Origin of the sequence: Promicromonospora panici, assembly GCF_900608595.1 — a bacterium.
GTDB lineage: Bacteria > Actinomycetota > Actinomycetes > Actinomycetales > Cellulomonadaceae > Promicromonospora > Promicromonospora panici.
Genome location: NZ_UWYY01000011.1, coordinates 179752 through 202099, shown reverse-complemented (window position 1 = coordinate 202099; position 22348 = coordinate 179752). Strand labels below are relative to the sequence as shown.

17 protein-coding genes are annotated in these 22348 nt (G+C 71.9%); 8 read left to right on the top strand and 9 right to left on the bottom strand.

What is annotated here, in order from left to right; genetic code table 11:
- Positions 1-36 precede the first annotated feature (36 nt).
- Positions 37-933: a helix-turn-helix transcriptional regulator gene (locus EW117_RS14735; protein WP_129787475.1), complete on the top strand. Its 897-nt coding sequence runs from the start codon at positions 37-39 to the stop codon at positions 931-933.
- Positions 934-1028: 95 nt separating this feature from the next.
- Here the strand turns inward: EW117_RS14735 and hisC are convergent, their stop codons facing one another.
- Positions 1029-2117, bottom strand: a complete 1089-nt coding sequence (hisC, locus tag EW117_RS14730; protein WP_129787474.1) for a histidinol-phosphate transaminase — start codon at positions 2115-2117, stop codon at positions 1029-1031.
- Between the two features lie 14 nt (positions 2118-2131).
- Here hisC and EW117_RS14725 point away from each other — a divergent pair, with 14 nt between their 5' ends.
- Positions 2132-2539, top strand: a complete 408-nt coding sequence (locus EW117_RS14725) for a phage holin family protein (RefSeq protein ID WP_129787473.1) — start codon at positions 2132-2134, stop codon at positions 2537-2539.
- Between the two features lie 2 nt (positions 2540-2541).
- On the opposite strand, the gene EW117_RS14720 is transcribed toward EW117_RS14725, so the two are convergent.
- Positions 2542-4149 carry a lipase family protein gene (locus EW117_RS14720; protein ID WP_129787472.1) on the bottom strand — a complete coding sequence of 536 codons (1608 nt, stop codon included), beginning with the start codon at positions 4147-4149 and terminating at the stop codon, positions 2542-2544.
- A complete protein-coding gene (locus tag EW117_RS14715; protein WP_129787471.1) occupies positions 4146-4400 on the bottom strand; it encodes a hypothetical protein in 255 nt (84 codons plus the stop codon). Before EW117_RS14715 ends, EW117_RS14720 begins: the two co-directional genes overlap by 4 nt.
- A gap of 253 nt (positions 4401-4653) precedes the next feature.
- On the opposite strand from EW117_RS14715, the gene purB reads away from it, so the two are divergent.
- Complete coding sequence (purB, locus tag EW117_RS14710) at positions 4654-6141, top strand: adenylosuccinate lyase (protein WP_129787470.1); 1488 nt, start codon at positions 4654-4656, stop codon at positions 6139-6141.
- 9 nt (positions 6142-6150) lie between these two features.
- On the opposite strand, the gene EW117_RS14705 is transcribed toward purB, so the two are convergent.
- The gene (locus EW117_RS14705) at positions 6151-7767 is read right to left on the bottom strand and encodes an AbgT family transporter (protein ID WP_129787469.1); all 1617 of its coding nucleotides are present in this window, start codon (positions 7765-7767) and stop codon (positions 6151-6153) included.
- A gap of 87 nt (positions 7768-7854) precedes the next feature.
- Between EW117_RS14705 and EW117_RS14700 the strand changes: the two genes are divergently transcribed.
- The 3 genes from EW117_RS14700 (at position 7855) to EW117_RS14690 (ending at position 11347) form a co-directional block, all read left to right on the top strand.
- Complete coding sequence (locus EW117_RS14700) at positions 7855-9270, top strand: amidohydrolase (RefSeq protein WP_129787468.1); 1416 nt, start codon at positions 7855-7857, stop codon at positions 9268-9270.
- Between the two features lie 254 nt (positions 9271-9524).
- A complete protein-coding gene (locus EW117_RS14695; protein WP_129787467.1) occupies positions 9525-10895 on the top strand; it encodes an acetamidase/formamidase family protein in 1371 nt (456 codons plus the stop codon).
- Positions 10896-10972: 77 nt separating this feature from the next.
- A complete protein-coding gene (locus EW117_RS14690) occupies positions 10973-11347 on the top strand; it encodes a hypothetical protein (RefSeq protein WP_129787466.1) in 375 nt (124 codons plus the stop codon).
- Between the two features lie 69 nt (positions 11348-11416).
- Here EW117_RS14690 and EW117_RS14685 read toward each other — a convergent pair whose 3' ends face one another.
- Positions 11417-13663: a YhgE/Pip domain-containing protein gene (locus tag EW117_RS14685; RefSeq protein WP_129787465.1), complete on the bottom strand. Its 2247-nt coding sequence runs from the start codon at positions 13661-13663 to the stop codon at positions 11417-11419.
- A complete protein-coding gene (locus EW117_RS14680; RefSeq protein WP_129787464.1) occupies positions 13660-16491 on the bottom strand; it encodes an MMPL family transporter in 2832 nt (943 codons plus the stop codon). Before EW117_RS14680 ends, EW117_RS14685 begins: the two co-directional genes overlap by 4 nt.
- Before the next feature lie 125 nt (positions 16492-16616).
- Here EW117_RS14680 and EW117_RS14675 point away from each other — a divergent pair, with 125 nt between their 5' ends.
- Positions 16617-17312 carry a TetR/AcrR family transcriptional regulator gene (locus EW117_RS14675; RefSeq protein ID WP_129787463.1) on the top strand — a complete coding sequence of 232 codons (696 nt, stop codon included), beginning with the start codon at positions 16617-16619 and terminating at the stop codon, positions 17310-17312.
- 15 nt (positions 17313-17327) lie between these two features.
- Here EW117_RS14675 and EW117_RS14670 read toward each other — a convergent pair whose 3' ends face one another.
- Both EW117_RS14670 and pgm read right to left on the bottom strand, forming a co-directional pair.
- A complete protein-coding gene (locus EW117_RS14670) occupies positions 17328-18296 on the bottom strand; it encodes a glycoside hydrolase family 6 protein (RefSeq protein WP_129787462.1) in 969 nt (322 codons plus the stop codon).
- A gap of 208 nt (positions 18297-18504) precedes the next feature.
- On the bottom strand, positions 18505-20196 hold the full coding sequence (gene pgm, locus EW117_RS14665; RefSeq protein WP_129787461.1) for a phosphoglucomutase (alpha-D-glucose-1,6-bisphosphate-dependent): 1692 nt from the start codon (positions 20194-20196) through the stop codon (positions 18505-18507).
- A 75-nt stretch (positions 20197-20271) separates the two neighbouring features.
- On the opposite strand from pgm, the gene EW117_RS14660 reads away from it, so the two are divergent.
- Complete coding sequence (locus tag EW117_RS14660) at positions 20272-20607, top strand: rhodanese-like domain-containing protein (RefSeq protein WP_129787460.1); 336 nt, start codon at positions 20272-20274, stop codon at positions 20605-20607.
- Between the two features lie 3 nt (positions 20608-20610).
- Here EW117_RS14660 and EW117_RS14655 read toward each other — a convergent pair whose 3' ends face one another.
- Positions 20611-22311, bottom strand: a complete 1701-nt coding sequence (locus EW117_RS14655; protein ID WP_242504299.1) for a glycoside hydrolase family 10-like protein — start codon at positions 22309-22311, stop codon at positions 20611-20613.
- Positions 22312-22348 lie beyond the last annotated feature (37 nt).

Below are 22348 nucleotides of genomic sequence, written 5' to 3'. Positions count from 1 at the left end.
CTGGTTGTGCGGGCGCGGCGGGGTGACACTGGTCCGGTGACCAGAACGACCCCGGACCACAAGGCGCTCGGCGCCTTCCTGCGCGAGCGACGAGGGCGCGTGACCCCCGCCGACGTCGGGCTGCCGCAGGCCGGTCGCCGCCGGACCCCTGGCCTGCGCCGCGAGGAGGTGGCGCAGCTCGCCGGGGTCGGCGTCACCTGGTACACGTGGCTGGAGCAGGGTCGCGCGCCCAACCCGTCGGACCAGGTGCTCGACGCCGTCGCGCGGGCGCTGCAGCTGCGGCCCGAGGAGCGGCGGCACCTCATGCTGCTGGCCGGGCGGACCGCCGACGCCGGGCCGCACGCCCCGAGCCCGCTCATGGAGGTGCGGCCGGAGCACGTGGCGATCCTGGAGCGGCTGCTGCCCTTCCCCGCCGCGATCCAGACCGCCGCCTACGACCTCGTCGCGGTCAACCGCAGCTACCGGTTCTTCTTCGGTGACCTCGACTCGGTCGACTCGGTCGACCGGAACTGCGCATGGCTGCTGTTCACGCACGAGGAGTGGCGCGACTGCCTCGTGGAGCCCGAGCTGGTGCTCCGCGACCTCGCCGGACGGCTGCGCGCCCGGCAGGCCGAGTTCCCGCACGAACCGCGCTGGCCCGGCCTGCTGAGCAGCCTGCGCGAGCACTCGCCCGAGTTCGTGCGGTACTGGGACGAGCACGAGGTGCGGGGCGACCGGACGCAGCTCCGACGCTACCGCTCGGCGCGCGTGGGCCGGCTCGACACGATCTTCCAGAGCCTGTGGCTCGACCGCGAGCGCGGCGAACGCATAGTCGTGCTGACCGCCGCCGACGCCGCCTCGGCCCGTCGGCTGGACCGGCTCGACGCACTCGTCGGCGCGGCCCCGGCGTGGACCGCCCGGGACGGCGTCCTCACGGACGCGCTGATCAGCTGACCAACAGCCCTTTGATGTGGGCGTGATCGATGTGGGCGTGATCGTTGCGCCTATAACGGGCGGGAAGTCGCAACGATCACGCCCACAACAAGGCGTCAGCGCCAGGCCGAGGCGACCTTCAGGAACGCGTCGTTCGCCTCCGGGGAGCCGATGCTCACGCGGATCCCGTGCCCGGCGAACGGGCGCACCAGCACTCCCGCCGCCTTCGCCTCGGCGGCACGCTCCATCGTCTGCTCGCCCAGGTCGAACCACACGAAGTTGGCGTGCGTCTCAGGAAGCACCCAGCCCTGGCCGCGCAGGCTCTCGACGACGCGGGTGCGCTCGCCGACCAGTGCCTCGACGTGGGCCATGAGCTCGCTCTGCGCAGCCGGTTCCAGCGAAGCCAGCGCGGCGACCTGCGCGACGTGCGAGACGCCGAACGGCGTGGACACGGCGCGGATCCCGGCGGCGAGGCGCGGCTCGGCGATCGCGTAGCCGACGCGGAGCCCGGCCAGGCCGTGGGCCTTGGAGAGGGTGCGCAGCAGCACCACGTTCGGGTTTCGCGTGAACACGTCGAGGCCGTCGGGCGCCTCCGGGTCGCGCACGAACTCGAGGTACGCCTCGTCGAGCACCACCAGGACGTTCTTCGGCACCGCCGCCAGGAACGTCTCGAGCTCGCCCGCGTGCACCGCCGGACCGGTCGGGTTGTTGGGCGAGCAGACCAGCACCACGCGGGTGCGCGGCGTGATCGCGGCCGCCATCGCGGGCAGGTCGAGCCGGCCCGTGCCCTCCTCGAGCGGCACGGTCACGGCCGTGCCGCCGGACACCGCGGCCGCGATGGGGTAGGCCTCGAACGAGCGCCACGGGAACACGATCTCGTCCCCGTGGTCGACGACGGCGTTCAGGACGTGCGCCAGCAGCGCGACGGAACCGTTGCCGACGACCACGTTCTCGACGGTCACCCCGCTGTGCGCCGCGAGCGCCGCGACGAGCTTTTCGGCGTACATGTCGGGGTACCGGTTCACCTCGGCCGCGGCACGCGTGATGGCGGCCTGGACGGACGGCAGCGGCGCGTACGGGTTCTCGTTCGACGAGAGCTTCCACGCCGGGGCACCGGCACCGGCGCTCGCGCCCGGAACGTAGGCGGGGAGTGCCGACACGGCCGGCCGGAGCGGTACGAATGCTTCTTCCACGAGGGTCAGCATGCCACGATGGCGAGATGAAGCTCGTGGCGCGCATCCTCATCACCGCACTGGCAATCTGGCTGTCGGCCCTGATCCTCGGCTCTCATATGGACGTCGTGAGCGACGGCACCACCCTGGGCACGATCCTCGCGACCGTGGTGGTCGCAGTGGTCTACGGCCTGGTCCACATGATCGTGAAGCCGATAGTCCAGCTCATCTCGCTCCCGCTCTACATCCTTACGCTGGGCCTGGTGTCGGTGCTGGTCAACACGCTCATGCTGTGGATCACCACGCTCATCACCAACCAGTCCTGGTTCTCGGACCAGCCGAACTGGGGCCTGGAGGTGACCGGTGGCTTCTGGTGGTTCGTGCTGGCGGCGCTCGTGATCTCGGTGGTGCAGACGATCCTGCTGGCGCTGCTGCCCAACCGGATCTCGGACTGACGTCACGGGCCGGCCCGTTCAGTCCGGTAGAACGTGGTGCTCGCGGTCGTTCCCCGCAGCCGTGAGCCGATCCGGTCGGCCACCTCGGTCACCCGGAGGTCGCCCGACCCGATCGCGAGGTCCAGCGTGCGGACATGCGTGGTGACGGAGTGCGCCTGGACCAGGCTGCCTGACGCCGCGCGATCGATCGCCCCGGTCGAGTCCTGGAGGGACCGGACCACCGTGACGCGGTCCCGCGTGCGGGGGTTCTCCCCGGCGGAGCGGCCGTCGGCGTGCGCGACCAGCTCCTCCGGGGTCTCCAGGTGCAGCACCGGGACGCCAGGCGGCGTGGCCGGCAGGCCCGTTGGTGAGCCGGCGGTGACGAGCCCGCCCACCCGGTAGCGCTCCGCGAATCCGGCCCGCGCCACCAGCGCGGTGGCGGCGATCCCGCCCAGACTGTGGCCCACGAGGGTGACGGGCTCGTCGGGTCCGACGCCGGAGTCGGCGAGCGCCTGCTCGATCGCCGCCGTCACGCCGTCGGCCTGGCCCGCCATCAGCTCGAGGTCGCTCCGGCCGTCCAAGGGATGATCGGCGGACAGCGTCGACTGCGTGCCAGGGATCAGGACGGTCCAGGACACCGCGCCGTGGGGCCCGAGCACCTTCTGGACAGCCATCGTGCCCGCCGGCGCCCCGCCCGCCGCCGGGTAGAGGCCGTCCATCCTGGCCAGTGCCTCCCGCACTGACCCGGCTCCGGTTTCGGACCAGGCGGGGACCGAACCCGCGGCGAAGTCCTCAGGGGCGAGCCGGGTGACCCGCACCCCGCTGTCGTCGCTCCCCAGCACCGGGAGCTCGCGGGCCACGTGTGCCAGCACGCCCGCCCCTCCGGCGATGCCCGGGCGTCTCCGAGCCAGTGCCGGCTGTGCCAACGCGACGCCGCTGCCCAGACCCGCGAACGCCTCGTCCGAGTACGGGGCCAGGCCCCGCGTCGCGGCGGACGCCACTCGTCCTGCGATCGCCAGGGAGCCGCCGCCGGCGACCATTCCACCGCCCAGCCGCCCGGCCACCTCCCCGACGCCCAGGACGCCGGCCCCGGCGAGGCCCGGCCCGCCCAGGACGCCGAACGCCGCCCCGATGCCGAACGCCCCGGCGGTGACGAGCACACCGACCAGGCGCTCCGCCGTCGACTCCGCCTCCTCGTACAGACCGGCCGCACGCAGCAGGCGCCACCCGAGCAGGTCGCACCGGTCGGCGTGGGCCATGAGTCGCCGCGCGGCCTCGTGCGCGGCTGCCTCCAACGCCCGAGCAGCCGGGCCGAGCGCGGCTCCGCCCGCCAGGTCGACGCCGCCCGCCAGGCCGAGGGTGGTGTCGGGCCGCCGGAGTGCTCCGGCTGCTCCGGCGATCCCGGGCAAGACGATGTCCTCGCTCGCCGCCAGGCACTGCGTCGCGGCGGCCCGCAGGTCGTCGGCGGCGTCGGCCACCCGGGCGGCCGCGCGACGCACCGAGTCCGACTCGACGCTGGTGGCTCCCGCTCCGCCGAACACCGTGACGGTGTCCGCGGGCAGGCGCGGGCCCTCCGGCGGGCGCGGATCGTCCGGCGGCGGTCCGAGCGCCGTGGTCCCGGTCGCGCTCATCCCGGCCCACCCGCGGCGAGGTACTCGGCGGCGCGGCGCATCGCCTCCTCCAGCAGACCCAGCTCGCGCGCCACGGCGCTCACTGCCTCGCCCACTTCCGCCCGGTACAGCCGCGCGGCCGGCGCCTCCCACTCCACCTCCATCGCCGCCCGGAGCTGGTCGGTCCCCCGGGCCACCAGCTCCAGCGCGGTCGCGAGCGCCGCCCTCGGGTCGCCCCCGCTGGGCGCGGGCGGCAGGCACGCACCGTTCATCAGGCCTCCTTCGCTGTTCGTCCGACACTGTTCACACGGCGCCGTTCACCCGGCGCCGTTCGTCCGGCGCGGTCCTCGTCCGGCCGGCCTGGAACGACCTCCCACGACGCTAGGCGCGGAGGGGGCACCGCCGTCGGGCACGAACGCCCACCTGTGCACGAGTCATCGGGAAGGCCGGTTGTGGTCAGGCTCGCAGCCGCGGAACGGCGTGGGGCGGGTCTGTGCGGGCTCCCTGCGGATCTCCCGTGGGAGAATGGGGCACGTGCCTGAGACCACCACCACAACCGCCGGCCCCGCCACCCGCGTCACTCTCGCGGACGTGAGCCCGGCCATCGCGCTCGGCCCCCTGGACGGCCGGTACCGCAAGGCCGTCGCGCCGCTCGTGGACCACCTGAGCGAGGCGGCGCTGAACCGCGAGCGCATCCACGTCGAGGTGGAGTGGCTCATCACCCTGTGCAACGGCGCGTCCGGCGTCAGTGCGCCGGTGGTCCCCGGGGCACCCACGCTGTCGCCGCAGGAGATCGACTACCTGCGTGCGATCCCCGCTACGTTCGGCGCGGACGAGATCGCCGAGCTGGCCGAGATCGAGCGCGAGACGGTGCACGACGTGAAGGCCGTCGAGTACTTCATCAAGCGTCGCATCGCCGCGGCTCCGGAGGCCCTGGGCACGACGGGCCTGCCCGCAACGAGCGAGCTCGTGCACTTCGCCTGCACCAGCGAGGACATCAACAACCTGTCGTACGCCCTGATGGTGCGGGGCGCGGTCCGCGACGTGTGGCTCCCGGCCGCGACCGCCGTCGTCGACCAGCTCGCGGGCATGGCGCGCGAGCATGCTGCGGCGCCCCTGCTCAGCCGCACGCACGGGCAGCCGGCCACGCCGTCCACCCTGGGCAAGGAGCTTGCCGTCCTGGCGCACCGCCTGCGCCGTCAGCTGCGCCGCGTCGACGGCGCCGAGTTCCTGGGCAAGCTCAACGGCGCCACCGGCACGTACGGCGCGCACACGGTCGCCGTCCCGACGGCCGACTGGCCCGCGGTGTCCAAGGCGTTCGTCGAGGGCCTCGGCCTGGACTGGAACCCGCTGACCACGCAGATCGAGTCGCACGACTGGCAGGCCGAGGTCTACGCGGACGTCGCGCGCTTCAACCGGATCCTGCACAACCTCGCGACGGACGTGTGGACGTACATCTCGCTCGGGTTCTTCACGCAGATCCCGGTGGAGGGCGCCACTGGCTCGTCCACGATGCCGCACAAGGTGAACCCGATCCGGTTCGAGAACGCCGAGGCCAACCTCGAGATCTCGTGCTCGCTCCTGGACACGCTCTCGGCGACGCTCGTGACCAGCCGCCTGCAGCGTGACCTCACCGACTCGACGACGCAGCGGAACATCGGTCCCGCGTTCGGGCACAGCCTGCTCGCGATCGACAACGTGGCGCGCGGCCTGGACCGGCTCGCCGTCAACGAGACGCTGCTGCGCGAGGACCTCGACGCCAACTGGGAGGTGCTGGGCGAGCCCGTCCAGTCCGCGATGCGCGCGGCGTCCGTCGCCGGCGTGGCTGGCATGGAGAACCCGTACGAGCGCCTCAAGGACCTGACCCGCGGCCAGCGGGTGGACGGCGCGCGCATGCGCGAGTTCGTGGCCGGCCTCGGCCTGCCCGACGACGTCGCCGCCCGCCTCGCCGCGCTCACCCCCGACACGTACACGGGACTGGCCGAGCAGCTGGTGAAGGACTACCTGGACTGACCGACCCGGTCACTCCAGGAAGATCCCGTTTCCTGGCCCGACCGGCAGGTCGAAGAAGAAGAACACCGACAGGATCGCCGCCCACACCAGCCAGAACGCCACGGTGAACGGCAGCAGCCGCGCCATCACCGTGCCGAGGCCGGCGCCCGGCTCCCAGCGCCGCAGGAACGTGAGCAGCACGATCATGTAGGGGTTGAGCGGCGTGATGATCTGCGTCGCGGAGTCGCCGACGCGGAACGCCGCCTGCACGAACCCGGGCTCGTACCCGATGAGTGCGAACATCGGCACGAACACCGCGGCCATGATCGTCCACAGCGACGAGCCCGAGATGATGAACAGGTTCAGCAAGGACGCGAGCACCAGGAAGCCGATGATCGCCCCGTAACCGGTCAGGCCGGCCGACTGGAGCCCCTCCGCGCCCGCCACGGCGATCCACTGGCCCACCCCTGACCAGTTGAACAGCGCGATGAACTGGCCCAGCACGAACGCCAGCACGAGGAACCCCGCCATGTCCTTGATGGACTGCTCCAGGAGTCGCGGGATGTCCTTCATCGACGTGACGGACCTGGTCACCACGCCGTAGACGACGCCGGGCACGAGGAACAGCACGAAGATCACGAAGGTGATCGAGCTGAGCAGCGGCGACTCCGGCAGGAACCCGCCGTCCTCGTTGCGCCAGGGCGAGCCGGGCACCACGAAAGCGACCACCATGACCGCGGCCACCAGCAGCAGCGCCGCGACGGCGAAGCCCAGGCCGCGCCGCTCGGTCGGCGACAGGTCGGCGGACTCCTCGGTGCCCTCCGGCTCGGTGGATGCGCTCGCTCCGGGAACCGTCCTGGCGGCGCCGGGCACCACCGTGCCGGCGAACCGCGCCTCGTCGACCGGGACCGACTGCCGGACGAGCCGGGGCTCCAGCACCTTGTCGATCAGGAAGCCCGCGACCACGGACAGCAGAAGCGCCGAGACGACGTTGAAGTACCAGTTCGACACCGGGTTCACGGGGTCACCCGGGTTCGGCAGGATCTGCGTCACCGAGACCGTGATGCCGGAGAACAGCGCGTCCAGGCTGGTCACGGCGAAGTTCGTCGAGTACCCGGCGCCCGTCGCGGCGAAGCCGCCGAGCAGGCCCGCGACCGGGTGCCGGCCGGCGGCCTTGAACACCATCGCCGCGAGCGGCGGGATGACGATGAAGCTGCTGTCGGACATGACGCTGCCGGCGACGCCCACGAAGCCGACGGCGTACGGCAGCGCCCAGCGGGGCGCCGAACCGAACACCGCACGTACTCCCGCAGCGAGCAGACCGGTCTTCTCGGCGACGCCGACGGCGAGCCAGATCGTCAGGACCGTCATCAAAGGCGGGAAGCCGATGTAGTTCGCGCCGATGTTCTCCGTGAACCACGTCATTCCCTCGGGCGTGAACAGCCCTTGGATCTCCGTGACCTCCTCGGCGCCCGGGACCTGCACGGTCACGTCCGCGAGCGCCATGAATGTCGAGACGAGGGCGATGACCAGGAACAGGATCAGGAAGAGCGTGAACGGCTCGGGCAGCCGGTTGCCCACCCGTTCGACGGCGCCCAGGAACCGGTCGGCGCGGGACGGGCGGACAGGCGGTGCTGCGGTGCTCATACGGTCTCCCTTGGTTCTCCGTTGGTCAGGCAGCGTAGGTCCGTAATGTAAAGGGTGATTTTTCGGCCGGGTAACGACTTCCATACGATGGACCGCATGAACCGCGCCATCCCGCCCAGCACCGCCTATCTCGACCATCTGGTCGCCGAGACCGCCGGGCGGCGGGAGGCTCTGACCGGCGCGTCGGCCGGGTCCGGTGCGTCCAGCTCGTCCGGCGCGTTCGCCGTGGGCGGCCCCGGCGCCGTCGGGCAAGCTGGTGCAGGTCTGCCCGACGGCGGTGCGCCGGCCGCCCAGGTCTCCGCGGTCGAGCACGCGGCCGAGGAACTCGAGCCGGAGCTGGCGGAGATCGTCCGGCGCCTGCACGAGGACCCGGAGACGGCCTTCGAGGAGCACCGCAGCGCGGCGACGCTGGTCGAGGTGCTGGCGCGGCACGGCGTCGAGGCCCAGCTCGGTGCCCACGGGGTGCCGACGGCGTTCCGGGCCGAGGTCGGCGATGCCGCGGGGCCCACCATCGCGATCTGCGCGGAGTACGACGCGCTGCCCGGCATCGGCCACGCCTGCGGCCACAACGTCATCGCGGCGTCCGGCGTCGGCGCCTTCCTCGCCCTGCACGACGTCATGACCTCGGCCGACGCCCCGGCGGGACGGGTGGTCCTGCTCGGTACGCCCGCAGAGGAGGGGCACACCGGCAAGGAGGTGCTGGCCCGGAACGGGGCGCTCGAGGGCATCGACGCCGCGATCATGGTGCACCCGTACGGGCTCGACGTCGCCGACCAGGTCTGGCTCGGCCGCCGTCTGCTGACCTGGACGTTCACGGGGCGCCCGGCGCACGCGTCCGCCCAGCCGTACATGGGCCGCAACGCGCTGGACGCCGCCAGCCTCGCGTACCAGGCCATCGGCCTGCTGCGGCAGCAGATGCCGCCGGTAGACCGCGTGCACGCGACGATCGCGGAGGGCGGCACGCGGCCGAGCATCATCACCGAGCGGGCGGTCGTGCACCTGTACGCGCGGTCCAAGTACGCGGACACGCTGCGCGACCTCTCGCACCGCCTCGACGACATCGCCCACGGCGCGGCCCGCATGACGGGTACTGACGTCGAGATCACCTGGGACGACGGCGCCCATCCGAGCCTGCCGGTGCGCACCAACCGGGCGCTCACCGACCGCTGGGTCTCCGCTCAGCGTCGTCGTGGGCGTGACCCGTTACCGGCGGGCGTGCTGTCGGAGACGCTCGCGGCGTCCACCGACTTCGGCAACTTCTCGTTCCGGATCCCGGGCATCCACCCGCTCGTGCAGGTCTCCGACCCGGACGTCGCGCTGCACACCGCCGAGTTCGCCGCTGCGGCGGCGACCCCGGCGGCGGTGTCGGCCGCCGTCGACAGCACGGCCGGGCTCGCATCGACGGCCCTGGACTACCTGTACGACGCCGGGCTGCGGGCCGCCGTCCACGACGAGTTCGCCGAGGAGGGCGGCCCGGTCGACGTCGAGACGTACTTCGACTGACCCGCTCGCCGAGAACCAGCGCGAGGTAGAACTCTGGCGAGGTAGAACTCTGGCGAGGTAGAACCGCAGCGCACCTTGGTGCGCTGCGGTTCTACCTCGCTGCACTTCTACCTCGCCAGAGTTCTACCTCGGCGCACGGCACAGAGTGACTGGTCCGGTTGCCGTAACGGCGAGCACACACGGGGGAAATCTCCGGTTCCTACCGTCGAGACCGTGCGGCGCCCGGCCGCGCCATATCTAAGGAGCGTGGAGCCGTGATCCTTCCCCGACACCAATCCGGACGTGCCGCGGCAGAGACTCTGGTCTCCGCACTGGGCCGACGGCGGTTCCTGCAGGCGGCGCTCGGGATGGGCGCGGGGTCGGCGCTGGCGGCCGGCTCGGCGGTCCCGGCTGCGGCGTCGGCCACGAACCGAGGCGCGGGGGCCGCGCTCAGCTCAGGGAGGTTCTCCGGCGTCCTGCAGCCGGGCCGCGGCCATATCCCGGGCGACGTCTACCTGGGCTCGGAGGCCGACGAAGTCCTCTGGGGCTACGTTCCGTCCGTGCACGCCGACGCCGTGGCGCGGGTGCGCTCCGGCCAGACGGTCACCATCGACTCCGTCTCCCACGAGGGCATCCTCGAGGACCAGGGCCGCGACCCCGTCGCGTACTTCGCGCAGCACGGCGTCCGACGGCGCGAGGTGCTCGACGACGCCGTCGCGATCGCCGCCGGATACTCCCGCACTCCGCGAGACTTCGACGTCGACGGGCCGCACGTCGTGACCGGGCCTGTGTTCGTGGAGGGCGCCCAACCTGGCGACGTCCTCAAGATCGAGACCCTGGCGGCCACGCCGCGCGTTCCGTACGGGTTGGTCTCGTCCCGGCACGGCAAGGGCGCTCTGGCGGCGACCACCACCGGTGCGCCCGCCGGGATCACGCTCGACGAGGTGATGCCGCCGGTCGGTTCCGACGGCCGGGAGTCCGGCATTCCCACCGAGTACGGCAACGTGTCGGTATTCGCGAGCGTGCGGGGCGGCCACGCCGTGATGGGCTCCGGCTCGGGCCGCGTCCGGTTCCCGCTGCGGTCGTTCTTCGGGATGATGGGCGTCGCGTTCGCCGAGACGACGAACCTCACCGCCCCCGAGGCCAACTCGATCCCGCCCACGCTCGGCGGCGGCAACATAGACATCAGCCACCTGGGTGCCGGCTCCGCCTTCTACCTGCCGGTCAGCGCCGAGGGCGCGCTCTTTTATGTCGGGGACCCGCACATGGCGATGGGCGACGGGGAGGTGGCGCTCACCGCGATGGAGGGATCACTGCGCGGAACGTTCCGGCTCACCGTCTGCAAGCCGGGCTCAGGCGATGCGCCGTCGGTCGCGTACTCGTACCCGTTCGCGGAGACTGCGGACGCGTGGATCCCCATCGGGCTGTCCGACCCGGACGGCTCGGTGGGCGGGCAGCTCAACGACCTGGATGTCGCCATGCGCCGGGCGGTCGTCAACGCTCTCGACTTCCTGGAGCACGACCACGGCCTGGACCGGGCGGTCGCCTACGCCTACCTGTCGGCCGCGGCCGACTTCGCGATCTCGCAGGTCGTCGACCGGACGGTGGGCGTGCACGGTCTGATCCGGAAATCGGACCTGGGCTGACGCCGGTCTTCTGAGGGCTGAGGCTCCCGGAGGAAAACAGCGCGCTCCAGGGCGACGGCCGACCGTAGGGTCGGGCCATGACCATGCCGGAGATCGCCCCTGTGGACACCTGGCTCGCCGTCACGCGAGAGGACGGTGAGACCGTTGGCTACCTCGAGCCCGTGACCGACGACTACGCCGACGTGATCCCCCGCAACCGGCTGGGACACGCCGTCGGCGAGGTGTGTGACTACCACGTGGCCGAGGAACTGGTGCTCGATCGCGGCTTGCGCGAGCTCGCGGAGTACTGGCTGCTCGACGGCGAGGGCCCGGAGCTCACGGTCATCGAGCTCTCTCCCGAGGGGATCGTGCTGCGCGACGCGTTCCTGGCCAAGGCGCTGGCCCCCACGAAGCGAGTACACGTCGCCTGGCCGGACACGGCGGCCCGCCTCCGCCGCGCACCCCGTCGTTGAGTGCGGGATATTCGCCCTTTGCGGACCGCCCGACAGGGCGAACATCCCGCACTCAACGGAGCGCGCTGGTCAGGCCGGGCGGAGGTCTCCGATTCTGACCGTGCGCTGGCGCGCCACCATGATCGTCGTCACGGCGAGCCCGGCGATGCCCCAGAGGACCACCGAGGCGATCGCCAGACCGACGCTTCCCGTGCCCGGTTCGACGAGACGGCCCAGCCCGACGGTTGCGGGGCCGACCGGCAGGAACGCCGACAGCCCTTCGAGGACGGCCGGCACCGTCGACACCACCCCGGTCGCGATGACGAGGACCGCCACCAGCAGGCTCACCCCACGGCCCACATGGCCGAGCGCGGCGGCCAGCGCCTGGTTGGCAGCGACGAAGGCGACCGAGATCAGCGCGCCGAAGCCCATGGTCGCGATCCACCCCCCGGCGTCGAGATCCTCGATGCCCGCGAGGACGGCGCCCGTCGCGAGGCCGGTGACCAGGCCGATCACCGCCGGGATCGCGAACGTCTCGAGCGTGAGCCGCAGTGCACCGCGGGTCGACCCGCGGGCGTGCAGCGGCACCGGCGTGAACACGATCATCAGCGCGAGCGCGCCGAGCCAGAGCGCCAGGACCGCGAACATCGGGCCCGTCGCGCCGGTGTCGAGGTCGGTGACCTCGCCGTCGGTGGCGACCGGGTCGGCCACGACGGACGCGAGCGACTTGCGCTCCTGCTCCGTGTAGCTGGGGATCTCCTCCGTGGCCTGCCCCAGACCCTTGGACAGGTCCTTCGCGCCGCCGGACAGCTCGCCGACACCATCGGCCAGGCCGTCGACGCCGGTCGCGAGCTGGCTGGTGCCTGTCTCCAACTCGCCGACGCCGTTGGCGAGCTCCGTCGCACCTGAGGCGAGGCCGCCGGCGCCGCCGGAGAGTTCGCGCGCGCCGTCGGCCAGGCCGGACGCTCCAGTGGCCGCCTCGTCCGCGCCTGCCTGCAGCTGCGTCAGACCACCCGATAGCTGGTGTGCGCCATCGGCGAGCTCCGACGCGCCGCCAGACACCTGCTCCGCGCCGCCTACGAGCTGGTTCGCGCCCTGGGAGAGACCGCCGATACCGGCAGTCAGTTCGTAGAGGCCCGTGGGCTTGGCACCAGGGGCACCGGCGAGGCCGGATGCGCCGGCCGCGACCTGCTTAGCGCCTGCATCAAGCTTCTTGAGATCGGGCAGCTGGTCGCACAAAGCCGTGAGCCGAGGATCGAGCGAGGGTACGGTGCAAGCCTGCTCCATGCCCTCGACCAGCTGAGTTACTCCGCCCGATACATCTGTCGCACCCGACGCGAGCGCTGTAGCTGCCTCCGCAGGACCTGGAGTACCACCGGTCCCCTCGAGCTTGGCCGACGTCTGTGCCAGCCCGCCCGCCAGTTTCTTCGCACCCGTCGCAACGCCCTCGGTGCCCGTCGCGAGCTGGTCGGCGCCAGTTGCCAGGTCCGCTGCGCCCGACGCCGACTGCCCGGCGCCGTCCGCCAGCTGGCCCACGCCCGCCGCCATCTGGTCGGCGCCCGCAGCCCACTCACCCGCGCCCGACGCCCACTCTCCGGCTCCCCCGGCCAGGCTGGTCACGGCGTCGCCGACCCCCGCCACGCCGGCCGAGGTCTGACGCGCACCACTCGCCAGCTCCTTGGCACCCTTGCCCGCCTCGTTCGCGCCGTCGGCGAGCTGGTCCGCGCCGTCGGCGGCCTTGCCCAGCTCCTTGGAGAGCGTGGAGAAGCCGACGAGGACGTTGTCCACGTAGGTCTCGGTCAGGGTGCTGCCGAGCACGCCGGTGGCGGTCTGTGCCACGATCTGCGCGAGGGCGTCGTCAAGCACGCGGCCGTTGGCCGGCGTCGCGACGTCGATGGTCGCCTGGCGTGCCTTCGCCGGGTCGTCACCGCTGAACGACGTCGCAGCGGCGGAGAAGCCCTCCGGGATGGTCACGACGGCGGCGTACGTACCGTCGGCGAGGCCGTCGGCCGCACTCGCCTCGTCGCTGATCTCCCAGTCGTAGCTGGCATCGGACGCGGGGACCGCCGCCGCCTCGCCCACCGGGGCGTCGGCGGTCTCGCCGCCGCTCACCAGGCCCGCGGCGAGCTGGCGCCCCAGCGGCACCGTCTGGCCGTTGACCTTGACGGGCTCGTCGAGGTTGACGATCGCCGCCTTGACGGTGTCGAGCCGGTCCTGCGGGTTCCACAGGGCCGAGATCAGCAGCCCCAGGATCATCAGGGGAAGGAGCGCCACGGCCACGGCACGCCACGGGTTGCGGAAGGGCTCGGGCCGCAGCCATCTCGTTGCGGTGCTCATGCCCGCACCTCCTGCTCGGTCACGTCGGTCTGTTGGTCACGTTCTGTTCTGCGATCGGCGCGCGCACTCGCACTGACGTCCAGCACCGGGGTGCCGGACGACGCCAGGTCGGTCGCCGCGGAGCCCGTGGAGCCGAGCAGCACCGCGACGCCCGAACGCTGCGCGCCCGCCACGGCCTGGGCCAGCTCGGCCCGCGCCGTCAGGTCGCCCACCGTCTCGGTGGCGTCCACGACCAGCACCGTCGGCTTGTCTCGCAGCGCCCGGCGGACCGCCTCCGCGGGGTGCCCGCCCTCGGCGGCCGAGTCGACGACCGCCACCTGGTGCCGCACGGACGACGCGCGCTCGGGCAGCACGAGTCCGGCGGTCTTCGCCACGCCACCCGTCACGGCGAGCCGACCGGCCACGGCGAGCAGGAACGCGCTGACCGGCGCGGTAGCGTCGCCGCGGACGAGCAGCGTGCCGCCGTCCGGCACCCGCACGCTCACCGGGCCGACGATGACGCCGGACCGGCCGCGCACCTCCAGGTCCCCGGTCGCCACCGCATCGGTGGCACCCGGCTCGGGCCAGTCCGCGAGCGACAGCTCGCGCGCCAGTCCCTCGCCCTCGACGTCGAACGACGGCAGCACGCGGTCGAGCCACTTCGGCATGTACCAGGCCTTCTCGCCCAGCAGCGCGAGCACCGCCGGGACGAAGACCATGCGCACCACGAAGGCGTCCACAGCCACACCGATCGCGAGGCCCAGGGCGATCGGTTTGAGGTTCATGTCGCCGTGCGGGACGAACGCCACGAAGACCGCGATCATGATGATCGCCGCGGCGGTGACGACCTTGGCGGAACCCTGGAATCCCGTGGTGATCGCGTGCTTCGCACTGCCCCCGTGGACGTAGTCCTCGCGCATGCGGGACACCAGGAACACCTCGTAGTCCATCGCGAGGCCGAACAGGATGCCCATGAGCACGATCGGCATGAAGCTGATGACCGGCCCGGTGCGGGTCACGTTGAGCGCTTCGGCGAAGACACCATGCTCGAACACGAGCGAGACCACGCCGAACGCCGCGCCCACCGAGAACAGGTAGCCCACGGTCGCCTTGATCGGCACGGCGATGGAGCGGAACACCATGGTCAGCAGGATCAGCGACAGGCCGACGACCACGATGGCGAACGGCAGCAGCGCGTCGCCGAGCTTGTCGGACACGTCGATACCGACAGCCGTGAAGCCGGTGACGGACAGGTCAACGCCGTACTCGTCGAGGAAGTGGTCGTGCTGCGCGCGGATCTCGCGCACCAGGTCCTCCGTCTCGGCCGAGGTCGGGCCGCCCTCGGGGACCACCTGGATGATGCCGGTGTCCGCGGTCTGGTTGGGCGTCGCCAGCGGCACGTCGGCCACTCCGGGCAGGTCCGCGATCTCGTCCCCGAGGTCGTCCATCAGCGCGACCGGGTCGGTGCTGGTCACGATGGACCCGGTCACGATCAGCGGGCCGTTGAACCCGTCGCCGAAGTGCTCCGAGACCAGGTCGTACGTGATGCGCGCCGGGTCCTCCTCGGCCATCACGCCGGCGTCCGGCAGCGCGAGGCGCAGGTCCAGCGCGGGGTAGCTCAGCGCCCCCATGGCGACGATGACCAGCGCGACGGTCAGCGCCGGGATCTTGGTCACGAGCCGGACCCAACCGGCGAAGAAGCGGTTCGGCTTCTGCTCGGGCTGGGTCGTGGCGGCCCCGCGCCGGCGAGTCGTCTCCGGCTCGTCGCCGGCGGCGACGGCGGCAGCTGCCGCCCTGGCGGCCGCGCGCCGGGCCGTGCGTGACGGCTTGGGCCGCAGCCGCTCGCCCGCGAACCCCAGCAGCGCCGGCAGCAGCGTGAGCGACACCAGCACGGTGATGCCCACCGTCACGGCCGCCGCCACACCCATGGTGGTGAGGAACGGGATGCCGGCCACACTGAGGCCGACCAGCGCGATCATCACGGTGAGGCCCGCGAACACGACCGCGGAACCCGCGGTCCCGGTCGCCCGCGCTATCGACTCGTTGACCGAGAGCCCCTTGCCGAGCTGTTCTCGGTGCCGGGACACGATGAACAGCGCGTAGTCGATACCGACCGCCAGGCCGAGCATCACCGCCAGGAGCGGCGTGGTCGAGTTGATCGGGCCGAGCGCGGTGGCCGCGAACAACAGCCCCATCGAGGCGCCGACGCCGAGCAGCGCGTTGAGCAGCGGCAGTCCCGCGGCCACGAGCGAACCGAGCGTCAGCACCAGCACCACGAGTGCGACCAGCAGGCCGATGCCCTCGGTGAGCGTCATCTCGGGCAGCTCCGACGAGAAGAGCTGACCGCCCAGCTGCGCCTCCGCGCCGTCGGGCAGGGCCTGCGCCAGCGCGTCGGCCTCCTCGCCCAACGCGTCCTTGGTCTCGTTGGTGATGGACCCCTGGTCGCCGTCGAGCTGGATGGTGAGGAGCGTCGCGCGCTCGTCGTCGGAGACCGAGGCCGGCATCTGCTCGTCGTACGGCGAGGTGACCGCGGCGACCTGGGAGACGTCGCCGAGCGCCTCGACGCCTTCCGTGATGGCCGAGCGCATCGGTTCGTCCCTGACGGACTCACCCTCGGGTGCGACCACTATCACCTGGGCAGAAGCGCCGCTGACCTGCGGGAACGTCGCTGCGAGGCGGTCGAGCGCCTCCTGGGACTCGGTGCCGGGGATGGTCACCTCGTTGCTGAGGCCCTGCTGCAGGACGCCGGCCGCACCGCCCACGAGGACGAGCACAACGACCCATCCGGCGACGACGAGCCGGCGGGCGCGCACGGCCCAGCGGCCGAGTGAATAGAGAACGGAGGACACGCAGACTCCAGGGCGAGGCGGGGAACGACGATGGCGGTTCGATGCACCACTGTATCCGATACACGAGTGCATCCGATACGCGGGCGTATTGATAGACTGGCCGCTTGACACCCCGAGGAGTTGCCGTGACCACTGAGTCCGCCACTGACGTCGGCTCCGGGTCGTCCGTCGAGCGCGCGCTCGCCACGGCCCTGACCCCGCGACGCGAACGAACCCGTGAGCGCCTGCTCGACGCTGCCTTCACCGTCTTCGCGCACCACGGCATCCGTGGCGCGTCGATCGAGGCCGTCTGCGAGGCCGCCGGGTTCACTCGCGGCGCCTTCTACTCGAACTTCAGCAGCAAGGAAGAGCTGTTCCTCGCGCTCGCCGAACGGGCGATGCGCCGGCAGCTCGCCTCGCTGGAGTCCGTCGGCAAGGAGCTGCGACCGGACATCGTCCGGGGCGGCGCCGTGGACCACGACGCGATCCGGACCGTTCTCTCCGTGGTGGTCACGGATCCAGGAGACGCCCGGCAATGGGCGCTGATGCGCGCGGAGCTGGAGCTGCTCGCGATGCGCGATCCCGCCGTCGGCCGCCCGTTCCTCGCCCAGGAGGAGACGCTCCGCGCCGAGGTCGGCGCGGCGATCGAGCGGATCCTTCAGGACCTCGGCCTGCGGTTCACCGTCGATCAGCGGACGGCGGTCGACCTGCTGCTCAGCATCTACGAGTCGTCCGCGCGGAGCGCCGTGGCCGCGAACCCCACGCCGGAGGACGGCGACGCCGCACCCGACACCGCCGTCCTGACCGAGCTCGTCAACCTCCTGGTGACGACCGCCGACTGATCGCGTACCCGCCGCTCACCAATGGGCGTTGGCCGCCAGCTCCAGTGCGATCTCCTGCCACCACTGGCCGGCGGCGGGCCCGCCGTTGCACGCGCCGTCCGACTCGCCGGGGAGCTTGACCCAGAGGAGCGCGTCGAGCGCCGTCCCGTCGTCGACGAACCGCGGCTGCTCGCCCAGGGCGCGGCCGCGCGGATTGCACCACTCGCCGTTGGAGCCGTTGCCGTTGCGCGAGGTGTCTATCACGTACGGATGGCCGCCCACCTGCGACGACACCTGCTCGGCGTACGCCTGGGTGTCCGCCGTCGTCTGGTAGTTGGACGTGTTGAGCGCGAAGCCGACGGCGTCCGTGAAGCCGATGAGCTGCAGCCGCCGCGCGGCCTCGCTCGCGCTCAGCCACCCCGAGTGCCCGGCGTCGATGTAGACGCGCGCGCCGGCGTCGCTCAGCGATGCCGCCGCGTACCGCAGGTAACCGACCCGGTCGCCCTGGCCGTCGCAGTCGCCGAGCTGGGCGAGCGCGTCGGGTTCGAGGACCACTATCGGGCTGCCCTCGATGCCTGACGCGACGGTGTCCACCCACCGTGCGTACTCGCTCTCGGGCACACCGCCGCCGGAGTGGTTGCCGCAGTCGCGGCCCGGGATCGCGTAGACGGTGAGCATGCCGGTCTGTCCGGCGGCCGCGGCGCGGCCCGTGTAGTCGGCGACCTGCTGGCGGGTCTGGTCGGCGTCGGCCCAGTCGCCCACCCAGTACGCCTGCGGCGTCAGGGCGATCTTCGCGAGCAGGTCCTTGTCCGTGCCGCTCGCAGCCTCCCACGCGGCGTACGCCTGGGTGGTGGGGTCGACGTAGAGGTCCGACGCCGCGGGTGCCGCCTCGAGGCTGGTCACCCCGGCGACGGCACTCTGCGACACCGCGACGGCGCCGGTGGTCATGAGGGCGAGGGCTGCGGCAAGGGCCGCCGTTCGGGTACGACGTCGTACGCGAGACATGGCGCTCTCCGTTCAGGTCGGGTTCACCGCGGCCGGATCGACCGAGGCGTACCCACGTGACGGTAGAAAGACGCAATCACCCCGAGAACCACGCGAATCGATTAACCCCGCCACCCGTCCTGGTTGTGAGCGTGGCGGTTGCGACTACATGCCCGTTTTAGGCGCAACGATCACGCTCACAACCAAGACCTGGTGGGCCTGTGTCGGCCTAGGTGAGGGCCTCGTCGACCAGCGTCTTCGCGGCGTCCTGGACCTCCGTGAGGTGCTCGGCCGACACGAAGGACTCCGCGTAGATCTTGTACACGTCCTCGGTACCGCTCGGCCGCGCGGCGAACCACGCGTCCGCCGTCGTGACCTTGAGCCCCCCGATCTTCGCGCCGTTGCCGGGCGCCTCGGTGAGCTTCGCCGTGATGTCCTGCCCTGCGAGCGTGGTGGACTTGACGTCCGACGGCGACAGCGCGCCGAGCCGGGCCTTCTGCTCCCGCGTCGCGGCGGCGTCGACGCGGGCGTACCAGCTCTCCCCGTACCGCTCGACCTGAGACGCGTGGTGCTCGGACGGCGACTTGCCGGTCGCCGCCAGGATCTCCGAGGCGAGCAGCGCGAGCAGGAGACCGTCCTTGTCCGTGGACCAGACCCGGCCGTCCTTGCGCAGGAACGAGGCGCCCGCGGACTCCTCGCCGCCGAACCCGACCTCGCCCGAGAGCAGGCCCGGGACGAACCACTTGAAGCCGACCGGCACCTCCACGAGGCGCCGGTTCAGCCCGCCCGCCACCCGGTCGATGAGCGCCGACGACACGAGGGTCTTGCCGACCGCCGCACCGGTGGGCCAGCTCGGCCGATTCCCGCCGTAGAGGTACTCGATGGCCACCGCGAGGAAGTGGTTGGGGTTCATCAGACCGTCGGCCGTGACGATGCCGTGCCGGTCGGAGTCGGCGTCGTTGCCGGTGGCGACGTCGAACGGGGCCGGCTGGCCGGGCGCCCCGCCCGTCATTCGCTCCACCAGCGACGCCATCGCGTACGGCGAGCTGCAGTCCATGCGGATCTTGCCGTCCCAGTCGAGCGTCATGAACGCCCAGCGGGGGTCGACCTGCGGGTTGACGACGGTCAGGTCGAGGTCGTACCGCTCGGCGATGGTGCCCCAGTACTCGACCGACGCCCCACCCAGCGGGTCGGCGCCGATCCGCACGCCCGACGCGCGGATGATGTCCAGGTCCAGCACGCTGGCCAGGTCGTCCACGTACGTGGACAGGTAGTCGTGGCGGTGCGTCCGCTCGGCGGCGAGCGCCGCGTCCAGGGACACCCGCTTCACCTGGCCGACGCCGGTGCGCAGGAGCTCGTTGGCCCGGTCCGCGATCCAGCCGGTCGCATCGGAGTCGGCGGGGCCGCCGTGGGGCGGGTTGTACTTGAAGCCGCCGTCGCGCGGCGGGTTGTGCGACGGCGTCACGACTACCCCGTCCGCGAGGCCCGATCCGGGTGCCGCCAGGCCGGGCGTTCCCTCCGCGAACCGCGTCTGGTTGTGCAGCAGGATCGACTGGCTGACGGCGGGCGTCGGCGTCCACGAGTCACGCGCGTCGACCATGACGTCGACGTCGGCCGCGGCGAGCACCTCGAGCGCCGTCTGCCAGGCCGGGCGGGACAGCGCGTGCGTGTCCCGCCCGATGAACAGGGGCCCGTCGGTGCCCTGGCCGCGCCGGTACTCCACGATCGCGGCGGTGATCGCGACGATGTGCGCCTCGTTGAAGGCATGGTCCAGGCTCGACCCACGGTGACCGGAGGTGCCGAAGGCGACCTGCTGGCCTGGGTCGTCCGGGTCCGGCGAGAGGTCGTAGTAGGCGCCGACCACCTGGTCGACGTCGATCAGGTCGCTGGGCTGGGCGGGGGTTCCGGCACGCGCATCCATGGAGCCGATACTGCCAGGTACCGGGCGTGTCCGTCGCCGCCGGGAACCCTCGCGGCGCCGTCGTAGGCTGGGGGCATGTTCCAGCCCATGCTGCCCGAGGTCCCCTCGGTCCACCCCAGCGAGCTCGACCCGACCTCCCCCGTCCCCGAAGGATCCGTCCTCCTGGACGTGCGCGAGCAGGACGAGTGGGACGCGGGCCATGCTCCCGGCGCCGTGCACATCCCGCTGAGCGACCTGCCCGCCCGGTTCGCCGAGCTCGACGCCGAGTCGCCGGTGCTGGTCGTCTGCCACTCCGGCGGCCGCTCGGCGCGCGCCACCCAGTGGCTCAACGAGGCCGCGGGCTTCGAGGCGACGAACCTCGAGGGCGGCATCCTCGCCTGGCAGAGCGCGGGACTGCCCGTCGAGCGCTGACGTCTACTCGGCGACGCGCGAACGGCTCGGGCCCGTCTCGTTCCAGACCCGGTCGAGGGCGGTGACGGCGTACGTGTAGTCGGTGCCGGGCGCCGCCGAGGTGTCGAGCCACGACTGGAGGCGCCCGCCCACGGCGCGAAACGTCCCCACGAGGTTCGCCGGCTCGTTCGTGTTCACGGCGTCGGTGGCGCCGGTCACGCGGTACACCGCGAACGACGTCGCACGCGCGATCTTGGCGCCGATGTCGGCGACATGGATCCGGACGCCGCCGGACACCCGGCGCGCGTTCGCCAGGACCGGCGCGACGACTGGCTCCGCCGGCAGATGCGGCATCGGCGGGATCAGCGCCGGGTGCTGGTAGTGGTCCTGCACGACCTTCGACATCCCGCCCTGCGCGTCCAGCGGCAGGTGCTTCGCCGAGTAGTAGACGTTGCCGTGGATCGGGCCGACGTCGCGGCTGACCTCGCGGCACAGGTCGAGGTGGTTGGTGAGCTCGTCCGGGTCGGTGAAGACGCCGCTCGTCATCTTGTACAGGCCCTCGCCCACGTAGAGCTGCGTCCCGGACTGTGCCGCGACCTCGGCCCACCACGGGACCAGGGCCGCGTAGTCGGCGATCGCCAGCCCGATCTGCCAGTAGATCTGCGGGTTGATGTAGTCCAGCCAGCCTTCGAGCACCCACTTGCGGGTGTCGGCGAACTGGTCGTCGTACGACTGGGACCCGCCCGTGTCCGAGCCCATCGGGTCGGAGCCGGAGTTGCGCCAGATGCCGAACGGGCTGATCCCGAACTTCACCCAGGGCTTGGCCTCCTTGATGCGGACGCTCATCGTCTCGACGAAATGGTCCACGTTGCCGCGGCGCCAGTCCTCGATGGTGTCGAAGCCCGCGCCGTACTGCTCGTACGTCGCGGCGTCGGGCAGAGTCTGGCCGGCCACCGGGTACGGGTAGAAGTAGTCGTCGAAGTGCACGCCGTCGATGTCGTAGTTCTCGACGGCGTGCAGGATCGCCTGCTGGATGTGCTCCTGCGCCTCGGGGATGCCCGGGTCGAAGTAGAGCTTGCCGCCGTACGCCCAGACCCAGTCCGGGTGCTGCCGCGCGGGGTGGTCCGCGACGAGCTGCGCCGGGTCGGTCTGCATCGACACGCGGTACGGGTTGAACCAGGCGTGCAGCTCGATGTTGCGCTTGTGCGCCTCGGCAACCATGAACGCGAGTGGGTCGTAACCCGGGTCCTGCCCCTGCGTGCCCGTCAGGTACTGGGACCACGGTTCGTACGGGCTGTCCCAGAACGCGTCGGCGGTGGGCCTGACCTGCACGAACACGGCGTTCAGCCGGTTTTCCTCGGCCACGTCCAGCCAGTGCAGGAACTCGGCCTGCTGCGTCTCGGCGTCGAGTCCGCTCGCGGAGGGCCAGTCGATGTTGACCACTGAGGCGATCCACATGGCGCGCAGCTCGCGCTTGAGGCTGAGAGCCGACGACGGCTGCGGCGTGGCGTTACCCGTCATCGCGGGGGCACCGAGCGCCGTCGCCGGGTCGAGCGCCGCGATCGTGACACTGATCGCGGCTGCCGCCGTGCCCGCCGTCGCCATGGTGAGGAACTCCCGGCGTCCGATGCCCGACATCACCCCCGACAGCTTTGCCGGCGGAAGCGTCCTCGTGCCCGCATAGGGGGGCACGGGTGTCGCCTCGTTGCTGGCGGGTTGCCTCACGTGCTTTGACCTCCGGTAATGGCTGCTGGGGGTTGGT